This is a genomic window from Paenibacillus sp. P46E (genome assembly GCF_001909095.1).
Taxonomy (GTDB): Bacteria; Bacillota; Bacilli; order Paenibacillales; family Paenibacillaceae; genus Paenibacillus_AQ; species Paenibacillus_AQ helianthi.
The window spans coordinates 246292-261255 of the sequence record NZ_LVYZ01000001.1 but is presented as its reverse complement, the minus strand read 5'-3'; the positions used below and the strand labels follow the sequence as shown (position 1 = coordinate 261255).

The 14964-nt window shown below is 50.1% G+C and carries 11 protein-coding genes; 1 reads left to right on the top strand and 10 read right to left on the bottom strand.

Translation table 11 applies throughout. From position 1 onward, the window contains the following. Positions 1-425 precede the first annotated feature (425 nt). The 3 genes from A3849_RS01015 to licT form a co-directional block, all read right to left on the bottom strand. Positions 426-1883, bottom strand: a complete 1458-nt coding sequence (locus A3849_RS01015) for a glycoside hydrolase family 1 protein (RefSeq protein ID WP_074109750.1) — start codon at positions 1881-1883, stop codon at positions 426-428. Positions 1884-1931: 48 nt separating this feature from the next. Continuing rightward, on the bottom strand, positions 1932-3791 hold the full coding sequence (locus A3849_RS01010; protein WP_074109749.1) for a beta-glucoside-specific PTS transporter subunit IIABC: 1860 nt from the start codon (positions 3789-3791) through the stop codon (positions 1932-1934). A gap of 241 nt (positions 3792-4032) precedes the next feature. Continuing rightward, positions 4033-4878 (bottom strand): BglG family transcription antiterminator LicT, encoded by an 846-nt coding sequence (gene licT / locus A3849_RS01005; protein WP_074109748.1) that lies wholly within the window; start codon positions 4876-4878, stop codon positions 4033-4035. A 354-nt stretch (positions 4879-5232) separates the two neighbouring features. Here licT and A3849_RS01000 point away from each other — a divergent pair, with 354 nt between their 5' ends. Beyond that, complete coding sequence (locus A3849_RS01000; RefSeq protein WP_074109747.1) at positions 5233-5481, top strand: DUF7667 family protein; 249 nt, start codon at positions 5233-5235, stop codon at positions 5479-5481. Between the two features lie 51 nt (positions 5482-5532). Here the strand turns inward: A3849_RS01000 and A3849_RS00995 are convergent, their stop codons facing one another. The 7 genes from A3849_RS00995 to sufC form a co-directional block, all read right to left on the bottom strand. Then, positions 5533-7392: an ABC transporter ATP-binding protein gene (locus A3849_RS00995; RefSeq protein WP_256700608.1), complete on the bottom strand. Its 1860-nt coding sequence runs from the start codon at positions 7390-7392 to the stop codon at positions 5533-5535. Beyond that, complete coding sequence (locus tag A3849_RS00990) at positions 7389-9158, bottom strand: ABC transporter ATP-binding protein (RefSeq protein WP_074109746.1); 1770 nt, start codon at positions 9156-9158, stop codon at positions 7389-7391. Before A3849_RS00990 ends, A3849_RS00995 begins: the two co-directional genes overlap by 4 nt. Positions 9159-9559: 401 nt before the next feature. Then, positions 9560-10957: a Fe-S cluster assembly protein SufB gene (gene sufB / locus A3849_RS00985; RefSeq protein WP_074109745.1), complete on the bottom strand. Its 1398-nt coding sequence runs from the start codon at positions 10955-10957 to the stop codon at positions 9560-9562. Positions 10958-10976: 19 nt separating this feature from the next. After that, a complete protein-coding gene (gene sufU, locus A3849_RS00980) occupies positions 10977-11420 on the bottom strand; it encodes a Fe-S cluster assembly sulfur transfer protein SufU (protein ID WP_074109744.1) in 444 nt (147 codons plus the stop codon). After that, the gene (locus A3849_RS00975) at positions 11407-12633 is read right to left on the bottom strand and encodes a cysteine desulfurase (RefSeq protein WP_074109743.1); all 1227 of its coding nucleotides are present in this window, start codon (positions 12631-12633) and stop codon (positions 11407-11409) included. The genes sufU and A3849_RS00975 overlap by 14 nt, the downstream gene beginning before the upstream one ends. Further along, a complete protein-coding gene (gene sufD / locus A3849_RS00970; RefSeq protein WP_074109742.1) occupies positions 12630-13931 on the bottom strand; it encodes a Fe-S cluster assembly protein SufD in 1302 nt (433 codons plus the stop codon). Before sufD ends, A3849_RS00975 begins: the two co-directional genes overlap by 4 nt. 27 nt (positions 13932-13958) lie before the next feature. Then, entirely contained in the window at positions 13959-14741 is a 783-nt protein-coding gene (gene sufC / locus A3849_RS00965) for a Fe-S cluster assembly ATPase SufC (protein WP_074083897.1), read from the bottom strand. Between the last annotated feature and the right edge of the window lie 223 nt (positions 14742-14964).

Below are 14964 nucleotides of genomic sequence, written 5' to 3'. Positions count from 1 at the left end.
CATCGTTTTGAGTGAATTGGCTTCAATTAAGTCTACTTTTTCCCACTTTACCCTAGGTATAACGATTTTTCATCTATTGAAGTGAACGAATTCCACTTCACGTAACTGCAGCTCCTACGCGCTACACGTTTGCCTTCTGCGCCCGTCATCCCTCTGCACAGCAGAACACACAGGTCCAAACACTCTCAGCTCTACTCACTCATTCCCAGTTTTATAAATGGCTCTCCGTAACAGAAGGCAATCATCATTTGCTGAATAAAAACATAAACAGGAGGCTCCCTCACCGGACGGTATGGGAATCTCCTGTTATTATTATGAGCTGGTCTTCTGCACGTTCCCAGGTTCGGCTCGTAGAACTTCAACTCGCAGCGGCGGGCCAATCAATATCCGGTCCAGCTCAGCCGCAGCCGCTTGCAGCCCCCACCTTACAGTTCCTTACCATTGCTGGCGATGACTTTTTTGTACCAATGAAAAGAATCCTTCTTCGAACGGTTTAAGGTTCCGTTGCCTTCGTCATCCAGATCCACATAGATAAACCCGTAGCGCTTCGACATCTCCGAGGTGGACATGCTCACCAGGTCAATGGGTCCCCAGCTGGTATAGCCGATCAATTCAACGCCGTCCAGGACGGCTTCCTTCATCTGTGCGATGTGCTGGCGAAGGTAGTCGATCCGGTAGGTGTCATGAATGGAGCCGTCTGCTTCCACCTTGTCATATGCACCCAGACCATTTTCTACAATAAACAAAGGTTTCTGGTAACGGTCGTACATCGTGTTCAGCATGATCCGCAGCCCGATGGGGTCAATCTGCCAGCCCCATTCGGAGGCCTTCAGATACGGGTTCTTCACACCGCCGAACAGGTTGCCTTGCGCCCGCTCGCCTTCCGGACTGGCCGAAACGGTCAGCGTCATATAGTAACTGAATGCCACATAATCCACGGTGTGAAGCTTCAGAATCTCGTCGTCACCCGGTTCTTTCAGAAGAACCACATGATTCTCTGCAAAGTAACGCTCCATATATTTGGGGTACTCGCCACGGGCATGCACATCCGTAAAGTACAGGTTCATCTGATTCTCGTGCTGATTGAGCCGCACATCCTCAGGGTTACAGGTATTGGCGTAACTCTCCATCCGTGCCAGCATGCAGCCCATTTGTGAGCCGGGAATGATCTCATGCACCAGCTTGGTTGCCAGCGCGCTCGCCACAAATTGGTGATGAAGTGCCTGATAGATCGTCTGGAGCTTGTTATCCGCCCGGTCAATCACAACCCCGCCTCCGGTAAAAGGGCTCAGAGTCATCATATTGATCTCATTGAAGGTGATCCAGTATTTCACCTTATCCTTGTAGCGACGGAATACGGTCTCCGCATAACGGGTATAGCAGGAGATGACTTCCCGTGAAGCCCACCCGTTATATTTCTGCGTCAGTCCCAGCGGCGTCTCGTAATGGGCCAGTGTTACCAGGGGCTCGATGCCGTATTTATGCAGCTCGTTAAATACATTGTCATAGAACTGCAAACCGGCTTCATTCGGCTCCGCATCATCGCCATTCGGGAAGATCCGCGCCCAGTTGATCGACAGGCGGAAGACCTTGAATCCCATTTCAGCAAATAGAGCAATATCCTCTTTGTACCGGTGATAGAAATCCACCCCTTCACGCTTCGGAAACCGTGCGGTGAACTCCCCGGACAGGATCTGATCGATCCGCTCGGATGTAATTTCAATAGCATGATCATTGCTGCGCTCGGCCTTGGGCACATAAGCGACCATATCCGCACTGGACAAGCCTTTGCCGTCTGCATCATATGCACCCTCGACCTGGTTGGCGGCGGTTGCACCGCCCCATAAGAAGTTTTCCGGAAATCCTTTTTGGATTGCAGTCATCTGTTACGCTCCTTCTCCTCCAGTGTGGCTTGCTGCCACCTCTGGCTTCTAGTGTATTAGTGTTAGCAAAAGCTCGCCGTTTCTTGCTTCCGTACCCGTATTCTTCAGGACATCCAGATAACTAGCAGAATTGGTTACAATCACAGGTGTAGCCGTCACGAATCCGGCTGCGCGAATCGCATCCACATCGAACTCCAGCAGCAGCTGGCCTTGCTCGACTTTGTCACCTTCCTGCACCTTTTTATAGAAATGCTTACCCTTCAGCTTGACTGTGTTGACCCCAACATGGATTAACAGCTCCGCACCGCCTTCAGAGGTGATACCAATGGCATGACCCGTAGGGAATACGGTCGTTACAGTCCCATTCACAGGGGAAGTCAATACGCCCGAGGACGGCTCTATCACAATCCCTTTTCCCATTGCCCCTGTGGCGAAGGCTTCGTCAGGCAGACTTTCCAGCGGCAACAGCGCACCCGTAAGCGGACTGAAGATCATCTCTTTATCGATTTGTGTCATTTCCTGGTTCACGAACGGCCGGGAAGTATTCTCCTTATCCGCTGCTTCTGGATCGTCAAACCCAAGCACGAATACCAGAATAACGGCAAGTACAAAGGCCACCACAATCCCGATAGCCGCCCAGGCAAATCCTGTACCGAAATACGTTGGCAGCGCAAGCAGCCCCGGCAAGGAGAACGCAATAGCTCTGGCACCACCCGCTGCGATAATTGCCCCCCCGATTGCCCCTGAGATACAGGCGTAGATGAAAGGCTTTTTAAGCTTCAGGGTGACTCCGTAGATGGTTGGCTCGGTGATCCCGAACACAGCAGCCAGTGTAGATGATCCGGCTAACGCTTTTAACTGCGTATTCTTGGACTTCAGGAACACGCCGAATACAGCACCAGCCTGGGAGAGTACAGCCGCCGCCAGAATCGGCAGCATGGTATCGTAACCAAGCGTAGCGATGTTGCTGAGCATAATCGGGACAAAGCCCCAGTGAACACCAAAGATAACGAACACCTGCCAGAACGCTCCGGCGATAGCCCCGGCGACAAGCGGACTGAGATTATACAGCCAGGTGTACCCGGAAGCGAGTCCTTCACTGATCAGTGAGCCTACCGGACCAAACGCCAGGAATGTCAAAGGAATGACAATCAGTAGTGCGAACATCGGAACCAGGATATTCCGGACCGATTCATGGATAAATGAACGAAACCATTTCTCTACATAGGATTGTACCCATACCGCCAGAATGATCGGAATAACGCTGGAGGAATAATTGACCAGTACAATCGGTATTCCTATAAAATTCAGCGATTCCGTGGAGCCGACAGCAGTAATGACCGACGGGTAGATCAATGCTCCGGCTATGGCGATGGATACGAATTGATTGGCTTTAAACTTGCGCGCCGCCGTTACCGCGAGGAATATCGGCAGGAAGTAGAACACACTGTCCGACGCCGCATTCAGAATCAGGTAGGTACCACTTGTGGCGCTGATCCACTTCAGTGACAGAATTAACGCCAGCAATCCTTTGAGGACCCCTGCACCTGCAAGTGCCCCGAGTATAGGAGAAAAGATACTTGAAATAATATCTACTGCTTTGCCGAGAACACCTGTACTTTCGGAGGAATCATCATCTTTGCCGTTTTTCTCCGCATCCTGTAAGGAGGTCTCCTTCATGATCTGATCAAAAACCTGGCTGACATTGTTGCCGATGACAACCTGGAACTGGCCGCTGTTCTCGACCACTGTGATTACACCTGGCGTTTTTTCGAGTGCTGCTTTATCTGCTTTCCCATTATCCTTCAGCTTGAATCTCAACCGTGTGGCGCAGTGGAAAACCGAATTCACATTGGATTCACCGCCAACAAGTGCGATGATCTGTTTGGACAAGTCCTTGTTGCTCATATGGTTTGCTCCTTTTAGATTAAAATGGATATCTATTGTTGTCGTTACAGTAGGGTTATGATGTGCCAGCAGTTATCTTTAATCCCTCTGTAAACAAGAAAAACCTGAACTCACAGCAAAAGGAAACGTCAAATTCACGCTTATTTTGCCATCAGTTCAGGTTTTGCCTGCTTTACCAGTAACACCCTGTCCAATGATCGTATTTAGTTGTCTGTTCCTTATCCCCCTGGTAATACCGTTCCTATTCCAGGCTGTTGCGCTCCGTGACACGCTGGATGTGAATCGTCAGATAGACATATTCATCCTTGCTCAGACTCTGAGCATACGCTTTTTCCACATAATCATTGATTTTGCTTGCGCATTCATAAGCTTTGACATACGTCTGCTTGACCTGATTGTACAAGAAGTCCTCTCCACTGGTGCTGGTTTCCTTCTTCAGTACCCGCATGGAAAAATACTGTAAATGTGTCAGGAACCGCGAATAATTGAGTGAGCTATCATCCAGCACCACCTTATAATGATAGGTGACGATGTTGAGAATATTCTGGACAATCTCCGTCATTTTGATCGTGGACTTCATTTCATTTCCGTCCATTTTCGCATTCACCAGATGCAGTGCTATGAAGCCCGCTTCATCCTCACCTAACGCAAAACCGGTCGCCTTCTCGATAAATTTCAGCGCGTCCATTCCGATGGAGAATTCCTTTTTATAGAACCGCTTGATTTCAAACAACATCGCATTTTTCAGGAAAATCCCCTTCTCCATACGCTGTACAGCAAAGTGGATGTGATCCGTCAAGGTCAGATATAGATTATCGCTGAGCTCGGTGCCCAGAATCCCATTGGCATAGGTTACGATTTCACTCGCCAGCTCCAGATGAGCCACTGGAATATCATTCAGCAGTTCGGTTAGCCGGGCCGTGAATTCGTTTTCGTTAAGCAGGAAGATTTTATCGACCTTGGCGGGATCCACATAATCGCCTGCCACTTTATTGAAGGAAATACCTCTTCCCATCACAATAACTTCCTTGCCCTTCTGGTTTTTCGTCAGGAGCACGTTATTGTTCAGCACCTTCTCTATAATCATCTGTAGTCACCTCCTGTCACATAGTTTGTACAAAAAAAGCCTAAGTTGATCCCAATATCATTAATTAAATGATACTCGAATCAGCTTAGGCATTGCCCGCGTTACCGGTCACAATCCTGTATTACTGTTATTGTAGCATAAATAAAAGCGATTACAAGGTTTTTGTATTTAATTTTACGAAAAATTTATGTCCGGGGTCTCTCCCCCAGGTTTGGACCATTGGTCCCATGGCGAAGCTGATAGCAGATAATACGTAAGGCTTATGCTCACGAACTAGGCAGATGCTTACGAACCCCGTTTTGTTCGAGGTAGTTCAAGGATATGAACACAAACAAAACTTACAAGGAGGCATAAATGCTTGCCATTCATCAACGACTTGCAGAGCTGTACACCTTAAGCCGCAAGCGCCCGTTGACAGACGAGGAAGAAACCGAGCAACGTCATTGCCTGCAGGCAAACGCCAAGTACTGCTGGGAAATGGCACGGCTGAACAATGAAGCCAAGCTTGCCGCTGATACTGAGGATACCCAGTGGCAGCAGGAGATCTGTGCACAAATGTATGAAGTCAGGGTAACCGGCAGAGCAGGCAAACGGCCAAAATAAAACAGCCCTTCCACACTTGAATGTGCCGGAAAGGGCTGCTGCTGTTATATGCTACAGGAAGCGGAACTGCGCTTCGATCAAACCGTTATAGATGCCATCACGTGCTGTAAGCTCGGCATGGGTACCTTCTTCTTTGATCTCGCCGTGATCCAGTACGACAATCTTATCCGCATGCCGGATAGTAGACAGCCGGTGGGCGACGATGAAGGACGTCCGGCCCTGAAGCAGAATCTTCAGCGCCTCCTGAATCTTGATCTCCGTCTCAGTATCAATGCTTGCTGTCGCCTCATCCAGGATCAATATCCGCGGATTGGCCAGCAGCGCACGGGCGAAGGACAACAGCTGGCGTTGTCCCATGGAGAGCGCACTGCCGCGTTCCTCGACCTCGGTCTCGTAGCCTCCGGGCAGCTTGCTGATGAAATCATGGGCGTCCACTGCCTTGGCTGCATCCTCAACCTCCTGGTCCGTAGCATCGAGCCGCCCGAAGCGGATATTATCCCGGATTGTCCCTGAGAAAATAAACGTATCCTGCAGCACGATTCCGATCTGCTCGCGCAGACTTTGCAGCGTGACGTCACGTGTATCCCTGCCGTCGATGGTAATGCGTCCGCTCTTGATATCATAGAACCGGCCGATCAGGTTGATGATGGTGCTTTTCCCTGAGCCTGTATGACCGACAAGCGCAATCGACTGGCCGGCCTTCACATCGAGATCGATGCCTTTCAGGGCTGCCCGGCCTTTTTCATATTCAAACACTACCTTATTAAATTGAATATCGCCCTGAATCTTCGGCAGCGGTGTTGCCCCTGGTTGGTCTTGTACGGCAGGCTGCTCATCCAGATACTCAAAGATCCGTTCCGAGGAAGCCATCGCCACCAACAACTGGTTATACATCTGGCCCAGGCGGTTGATCGGGTCCCAGAAGTTGCTGACATAGGTACTGAATGCCACTAGAAAGCCCACGGTAAGATCACCGGTCTGGATCAGGTATGCCCCGAACCAGAAGAGAATCATCGTTCCGAAGCCGCCTGTAATTTCAATAATCGGTCCAAACGCCTGGTTCATCGCCGACGCCTTGTTCCAGGATTTCCGGCTATCCATATTCATGGCGTCGAAATAGTTCATGTTCTCCTGTTCCTGGGTGTAGGCCTGGGTCACTCTGATCCCTTGAATCGACTCATTCAAATGGGAATTGATTCGTGAGTTCTTCATCCGCACATCCTGCCAGGCAATCCGGATCTTCTGGCGCAGCTTGGTGGAGACAAAAAACATAACCGGTACAGTGATCATCACCGCAAGCCCCAGCTTCCAGTTAATCAGCAGGAGAATCACCATGATTCCGATCAATTGCACACTGTCGATCATCAGATTGACGACCCCGTTGGTGAACAGATCCTGCAGGGAGTTGATATCATTGGTGACCCGAACCAGCACCGAACCGGCCGGACGTTTATCAAAAAAGTTGAAGGAAAGCTTTTGAATATGCCTGAACAGGTCTGAGCGCAAATCGTATATGACCCGCTGTCCGATTACATTCGTGTATTTGATCCGGTAGACCCCAGCGATCCACTGAATCAGATAGAGTACAATTACTGCAGCCGTCAAGGTGTACAGCAGAGTCAGACTGGGATTCCCCGACTTCGGAGCAATCGCCTTATCGATAGCCATACTCGTCAGGTAAGGGACCGTCAGCTTAGTAATCGTGCCGAGGATCATCATCACCGACACGAGCGGCAGCATTTGTCTGGCATATGGCTTCATATAGCTGAACAGCCTGGTGAACTGCTTCCAGTCGAACGCCTTGTCAATGACGTCATCATCCTTGTACACGAACCGTTCGTCAAGCGTCTGCTCCTGGGCCGAACCTTGCTTTATTTTTACGGATTTCTCTTGGTCAGCTTCCAGCTTCATGCCGTATCACCTGCCCCTCTTCCATTGTCCCTGGCCAGATAATCAGCATACTGAATCCGGTAGACGTCCTGGTAAGGACCGGGAACCTCAATCAGCTCGTGATGGGTACCCTGCTGAACCATATGACCTTCATTCATGACAATAATCTGATCGGCATGCCGCAGCGAGGAGATCCGGTGGGCAATAATCAGGGTGGTCCGTCCGCGCATAACCTCCTGGAATCCGGCCTGGATCTCATGCTCGGTCTCCATATCAACGGCACTGGTGGCATCATCGAGGATTAGAATCCGCGGATTCTTCAGAAGGGCTCTGGCAATCGCAATACGCTGCTTCTGACCGCCTGAGAGTCCCATCCCCCGTTCGCCGACCACCGTATCATACCCGTCCGGCATTTCCATAATAAAATCATGAGCCTTCGCTAATTGTGCGGCACGGACGATCTCTTCCATGCTCACATTCTTCAGGCCGTACGAAATATTGTTGCGGATCGAGGAGGAGAACAGGAACGTCTCCTGGAACACCGTAGCAATCTGTGACCGCAGGCTGCGCACATTGTATTCACGGATATCCACACCGTCCAGGGTTATGCTGCCTTTATTCACATCATAAGCCCGCATCATCAGCTGGATAATGGTTGATTTCCCGGAGCCGGTACCGCCGAGGAACCCGATGACCGCCCCTGGCTTGGCGCTGAAATGAATGTCCTTGACTGCAGGCATTTTGTTGCCGTAGGCAAATGTCACATGATCAAAGACGACTTCGCCCTTCACCTCTGCTGCCACAAGCTCTCGGGCATTATCTTTATCCTTTACATCGATAGGCTGGTTAAGCACCTCAAGCACACGTTCTCCCGAAGCTTTGGATTGCGTATAGTTGTTGATATGGAAGCCAAGGCCCCAGACCGGGCCGATAATATACCAGATTAAGCTGAAAAAGGCTACAAGCTCACCAAGCGACATCCGTCCCTTAATGACCAGTGTTCCGCCAACTCCGAGCAATATCGCTACGCTGACCGAAGCCAACAGCTCCATCACCGGAAAAAACTTGCTCCACAGCTCCGCGGCAAAAATCTGATTATCCTTGTAGCGTTCATTACGGTGTGAGAACTTCTCTACCTCGAAGGATTCTCTGGCGAACGACTTGACCGTCCGCACACCGGTAACATTCTCCTGGACAGCCGTTGTAAGAGCGCTAAGCGCAAGCCGCATCTCCTGAAAGGCCGGGTGAATCTTAGATTCGAATCGGAATGCGACAGCAGCCAGAAACGGCATAGTGATCAGTGTGACAAGGGTTAGCTGCCAATTGATCGTGAACATCATAATGGATCCAAACAGCACCATAAAAAACACATTCAGCAGTTGGGCAAATCCGAAGCCGATGAACAGCCGGATGGCCTCAAGATCCCCGGTCAGCCGGGACATCAGGTCACCTGTCTTCGCCGTGTCATAATAGCGGAAAGACAGGAATTGCAGCTTCTCATAGCAGGCATTACGCAGGCGGTAAGCCAGAAAGTTACCCAGCCGTCCTCCGAAAAAACCATGCGCAAACTGCAGACAAGCCTTAACAAAAACGACAGCCAATACGCTTAGAGCAAGAACGGGCACCTCAGTAAACTTCATGGGCACAATAACATCATCAATCAAACGTCTTAACAAGTTGGGGGTAATAAGCCCCACTGCAGTTGCGGCCGCCAAACAAACAATCGACAGAATCAGATAGTGCAGCTTCTCCCGATAAAAGCCCCGCAGTTGCCTGAGAACATCCATATCTCTCCTCCTTAAAGCTTTAGATTTTTAGCGCTTCCATTTTTAGTGACTTTATGCAGTTTATCACCCCTGATTTAATGCGGCAAAGGGGAGAAATCACCGTTTTCTCGGTTTTTCCCGAAAGAATCGGTCTTCCTCTCCAGGAAAAGGACAGCTTCAGCTTTAAATGCTTCCATTTCCTCCTGAATCCTATTGGATTAAGATTATCCAAGATTCAGCCTGTTTTCCTGCGGGCGAGCATAGACTTTTAATGTATTTTATGTATATTTATTCTTTCCGAATAAATTGACGCAACGAAAAAGCTGCCTTCTCAAACAGATTCATCTGTTAAAGAAGACAGCCTAAATCAAGAAGAAGACGAACTTTACAGTTCGCCTTCTGCCCTTTATCTTTTGTTTTTGTTAACCGATGGAGCCTTCCATCTCGAACTTGATGAGACGGTTCATTTCTACCGCATATTCCATCGGCAGCTCTTTGGTGAATGGCTCGATGAAGCCCATGATGATCATTTGAGTCGCTTCGGCTTCAGTAAGGCCGCGGCTCATCAGGTAGAACAGCTGCTCCTCGGAGACCTTGGAGACAGTCGCTTCATGCTCAAGCACGATGTTATCGTTCATGATCTCATTGTAAGGAATCGTATCCGAAGTGGACAGGTTATCCAGAATGAGCGTATCACATTTGATGTTGGATTTCGCCCCTTCCGCCTTACGGCCGAAGGAAGCAAGTCCACGGTACGTTACTTTACCACCGTGTTTGCTGATCGACTTGGAGACGATCGTCGAAGTCGTGTCCGGAGCCAAGTGAATCATTTTGGCACCTGCATCCTGGTGCTGGTCCTTGCCCGCAACCGCGATGGACAATACAGAACCCTTGGCTCCGCGGCCTTTGAGTACCACTGCGGGATATTTCATGGTCAGCTTGGAACCGATGTTGCCATCGACCCATTCCATCGTAGCGTTCTCTTCCGCAACAGCACGTTTGGTAACCAGATTGTAGATATTCGGTGCCCAGTTCTGAATGGTTGTGTAACGAACGCGCGCGTTCTTCATGCACAGGATCTCAACCACCGCACTGTGAAGAGAGTTTGTGCTGTAGATTGGAGCCGTACAGCCCTCTACATAATGCACGAAGCTGTCTTCATCGGCAAGAATCAGAGTACGCTCGAATTGGCCCATGTTCTCAGAGTTAATCCGGAAGTATGCCTGCAGAGGCACTTCGCATTTCACACCTTTCGGAACATAGATGAAGCTTCCGCCAGACCATACCGCACTATTCAGTGCAGCAAATTTATTATCCGCAGGCGGGATAATCGTACCGAAGAACTTTCTGAACAGTTCCGGGTGCTCACGCAGTGCTGTGTCGGTATCGGTGAAGATCACACCTTGATCCTCAAGGCTCTTCTGCATGCTATGATAGACAACCTCGGATTCGTACTGGGCGGAGACCCCGGCCAGGAACTTCTGTTCCGCTTCCGGGATACCCAGCTTGTCGAAGGTCTCTTTAATCTCGGAAGGAACTTCCTCCCAAGTCTTACCTTGCTTCTCGGAAGGTCTTACATAATACTGGATTTCGTCAAAATCCAACTCGTCGAGATTGCCGCCCCAATTTGGCATCGGCATTTTGTAGAATTGCTCCAGAGATTTCAGACGGAATTCCAGCATCCACTCCGGTTCATTCTTGATGGCGGAGATTTCCTTAACAATTTCGGCCGTAAGTCCCTTACCAGACTGGAATATCGACTTATGCTCGTCACGGAACCCGTATTGGTACTCTTCCATATCAGGCGCTTTCTTAGCCATGGTGTCAGCCTCCTTGTTTTTAGTGTTCTTGGTGATGCTCTTCTTCTTCCTCGTCTATACCTTTGCGCAGCGCGTTCCATGCCAGTGTCGCACATTTGATCCGCGCCGGAAATTTATTAACACCGGAAAGGGCTTCAATATCTTCATAGTCATCAAAATCCGCTGCTTCGCCCTTCATCAGGCAGGAGAAACGGTCAGCCAGGTCAAGCGCATGCTGGATCGTCTGACCTTTGACCGCTTCCGTCATCATGGAAGCCGACGACATGCTGATCGAACAGCCTTCGCCGCTATAACGGGCATCCTTGACGATGCCATCCTCCACCTTTAGCTGAAGTGTAATACGGTCGCCGCAGGTAGGGTTGTTCAGTTCAATCTTCACGGCGTCATCTGCAAAAGAACCACGGTTCCGGGGATTTTTATAATGATCCATAATTACGCGTCTATATAAGTCATCCAAGTTCATAGGCGAAATACTCCTTTGCCTTGATTAAAGCCTGCACCAGCGCATCTACATCCTGTTCCGAATTGTACAGGTAGAAGCTGGCACGGGCGGTCGAGCTGACCTGCAGCCAGCGCATCAGCGGCTGGCAGCAGTGATGCCCGGCACGGACAGCAACGCCTTCAGCATCCAGCACAGTAGCCACATCATGAGGATGAACATCCCCAAGATTGAAGGTAACCACACCGACCTGACGGCTGCGCGGTCCATAAATGGTGAGTCCGTCCACCTCTGAGAGACGCTCTTCCGCGTAAGCAGCAAGCTCCATCTCATGGCGATGAATTTCGTCCATCCCGATTTCCTGAAGGAAATCAATCGCTGCTCCGAGGCCAACAGCACCGGCGATAATTGGTGTACCGCCTTCGAATTTCCAGGGCAGCTCTTTCCAGGTAGATTCATACAGGCCCACATCATCGATCATTTCGCCGCCGAACTCGACAGGCTCCATAGCCTCTAGCAAGGATTTTTTGCCATACAAGGCGCCTATACCTGTAGGTGCAAGCATCTTATGGCCGGACAATGCGTAGAAATCGCAATCCAGATCCTGAACATCCACCTTCATGTGCGGCGTGCTCTGAGCCCCGTCCACAACAATTACAGCACCGTGGCGGTGAGCGATGGCTGCCAGCTCTTTTACCGGATGGGTAACACCCATTACATTTGAGACATAGGCGATGGCGACGATCTTGGTTCTATCCGTTATCGTCTCCTCGGCATCTGCAAGTGTAATCGTTCCATCCTTCTGCAGCGGAAGGAATTTCAAGGTTGCTCCTGTCTTCTTTGCAAGCTGCTGCCAAGGAATGAAGTTGCTGTGATGCTCCATCTGGGTGATGACAATTTCGTCGCCTTCCCCCACATGTGCAGGGCCGTAAGACGAAGCCACAATATTCAGGGCGGTTGTTGTACCGCGGGTAAAAATAATCTCCTTCGTGCTGCGGGCGTGAATGAATTTGGCCAGCTTCTCGCGGGCTCCTTCATATGCGTCCGTAGCGCGGCTGCCCAGTGTATGGACACCGCGGTGCACGTTAGCGTTATCCCATTCATAATAAGACTTCACGGCCTCAATGACCTGACGCGGCTTCTGTGAGGTTGCCGCGCTGTCCAGGTACACCAGAGGATGTCCGTTGATTTTCTGGTTCAATATGGGAAATTGCTCCCGGATGGCGCTGTTAATCATTGGCCTAACTTCCTTTCCACAAGAGATTGGAGCTGATTGCGCAGTCCCTCCAGTGGAATTTGCGACACTACAGGTGCAAGGAAGCCGTATATAATCAGTGTTTCTGCATCATGCCGTGAAATCCCGCGGGACATCAGGTAGTATACCTGCTCGTAATTGACCTGTCCTACGGAAGCGGCATGGCCTGCTGTAACATCATCTTCATCAATAAGCAGAATCGGGTTGGCGTCGCCACGTGCTTTGGGACTCAGCATCAGAACTTTCTCCGTCTGCTGGCCATCGGCCCGGGTTGCGCCTTTCTCGATTTTCGTAATACCGTTAATAATAGAGGTTGCGGAATCGCGCATAACCGCACGGGTAATCATATCGCTCGGCGTGTTTTTGCCAAAATGCTGGGCCTGTGTTGTATAGCTGAGCTTCTGCGCGCCCGATCCCACTGCGATGACTTTGGCGTCCGAGCTGGATCCGTTGCCTTTCAGCACGGACTTGGTGTCGCTGGCGGTATCGCCGTAGTTCATCTCGCCTACAATCCATTCAATCGTTCCATCATTCTCAACAATAGCACGACGGTAAGTCACGTCGGTCGTATCCTCACCCAGCTGATGAACCGTAGCATAACGCACCTTGGCACCAGCGCCTACAAATACTTCCACCGCACCGTTGTGCAGTCCGGCTTCCGCTTTGTCCGATACATAGTTGTCGACATAGGTCAAAGAACTATTAGCCTCGGCAACAATCAGAATATGCGGAACAAAAGCTGCTTCAGCATCATCTGTGAGCAGAACCGCCTGCAGCGGTGTCTCAATAATGACGTTCTTAGGTACATAGAGGAATACCCCGCCGTTCCAAAGGGCCGCATGCAGCGCAGCAATGGAATGCTCGTCAGGCAGGACAGCCTTGTGCAGATAACGCTGCACCAGATCCCCATGCTCTTTGACTGCGGTTTGCAGATCGGTGAAAATAACGCCCTGAGCCGCTAGCTCCGGAGCAAGCCGGACATACACGGCGCTGGAGTTGCGCTGAATGATCAGGCTGCCTTCCTCCTGATCCTTGATCAGAGCCGCAACAGAAGCAGGGGCTTCACTAAGTGCAGTAATGGTCTGGCTTGCTTTGTAGCTTCCATAAGTATTCACATTCCAGCGGTCAATCCGGGTCTTCTCCAATTTCGGCAATGCCAGCCCTGAAGCCAGCGTAAGTGCGTTCAAACGGCTGTCCTTCAGCCAGCCCGGTTCGCCGCTGCTCTGCGACAATTCGCTGAGCAGCTGTGCATCCACCGGAAGAATGGTTTGCGTCGTCATAAGTGGTTTCCTCCTTCCTGGCGTCTCTTAAGCTTCCTGTCCTACAGTTTCATCTTCAATGCCGAGCTCTTCCTTTACCCATTCATAACCTTCTGCTTCCAGACGCTCAGCCAGTTCGGAGCCGCCGGATTTCACGATCCGTCCCTGCATCATGACATGCACATAATCTGGCTTGATGTAATTCAAGAGGCGCTGATAGTGGGTAATCACAAGAAAGCCGCGTTCCGGGCTGCGCATGGAGTTGACGCCTTCAGCGACAATTTTGAGCGCATCAATATCAAGGCCGGAGTCAATTTCGTCAAGAATGACGATCTTAGGATCCAGCATCATCATTTGCAGAATTTCGTTACGTTTCTTTTCGCCGCCGGAGAAGCCTTCGTTCAAGTAGCGGTGCAGAAACTCAGGGTTCATATCCAGTTCTTTCATTTTGGCTTCCATTTGACGGATAAATCGGATCAAGGAAATCTCGCTTCCCTCTTCACGGCGGGAATTGATCGCGCTGCGCAGGAAGTCGGAGTTCGTTACACCACTGATTTCACTTGGATACTGCATTGCCAGGAATAGACCGGCACGTGCGCGTTCATCCACAGCCATTTCGAGCAGGTCTTCGCCTTCCAGAACAGCTGTACCCTCAGTAACTACGTACTTGGGATGACCCATCAGAGCTGAAGCCAGGGTGCTTTTACCGGTACCGTTCGGTCCCATGATGGCGTGAATTTCGCCGCCCTTCATTTGAAGGTTAATTCCCTTCAGAATTTCCTTTCCTTCAATTGATGCTTTCAGTCCCTCAATGACAAAATCTGCTGCCATAATAATGTTTCCCCCCATTGTTCGATTTGCGAAATCAGAAAGCTGTATTGTAACAGGATATCCCTGATGCCAGCAAAATTAGATTTTATATCATATTATAATTATTATAAAGTGTCGCGGAGTGATTATCAATGATTCTCACTAATTTTATTACAAACCATGTTTTTTTACAAATATCTATTTTCACACAGCGCAGCATACGAATTCTTAGATTTGAACAAAA

What these genes read in the sequence shown, in the direction of transcription:
- A3849_RS01015 (WP_074109750.1), bottom strand. Translation starts at nt 1,883, where the DNA reads ATGACTGCAATCCAAAAAGGATTTCCGGAAAACTTCTTATGGGGCGGT.
- A3849_RS01010 (WP_074109749.1), bottom strand. Translation starts at nt 3,791, where the DNA reads ATGAGCAACAAGGACTTGTCCAAACAGATCATCGCACTTGTTGGCGGT.
- licT (WP_074109748.1), bottom strand. Translation starts at nt 4,878, where the DNA reads ATGATTATAGAGAAGGTGCTGAACAATAACGTGCTCCTGACGAAAAAC.
- A3849_RS01000 (WP_074109747.1), top strand. Translation starts at nt 5,233, where the DNA reads ATGCTTGCCATTCATCAACGACTTGCAGAGCTGTACACCTTAAGCCGC.
- A3849_RS00995 (WP_256700608.1), bottom strand. Translation starts at nt 7,392, where the DNA reads ATGAAGCTGGAAGCTGACCAAGAGAAATCCGTAAAAATAAAGCAAGGT.
- A3849_RS00990 (WP_074109746.1), bottom strand. Translation starts at nt 9,158, where the DNA reads ATGGATGTTCTCAGGCAACTGCGGGGCTTTTATCGGGAGAAGCTGCAC.
- sufB (WP_074109745.1), bottom strand. Translation starts at nt 10,957, where the DNA reads ATGGCTAAGAAAGCGCCTGATATGGAAGAGTACCAATACGGGTTCCGT.
- sufU (WP_074109744.1), bottom strand. Translation starts at nt 11,420, where the DNA reads ATGAACTTGGATGACTTATATAGACGCGTAATTATGGATCATTATAAA.
- A3849_RS00975 (WP_074109743.1), bottom strand. Translation starts at nt 12,633, where the DNA reads ATGATTAACAGCGCCATCCGGGAGCAATTTCCCATATTGAACCAGAAA.
- sufD (WP_074109742.1), bottom strand. Translation starts at nt 13,931, where the DNA reads ATGACGACGCAAACCATTCTTCCGGTGGATGCACAGCTGCTCAGCGAA.
- sufC (WP_074083897.1), bottom strand. Translation starts at nt 14,741, where the DNA reads ATGGCAGCAGATTTTGTCATTGAGGGACTGAAAGCATCAATTGAAGGA.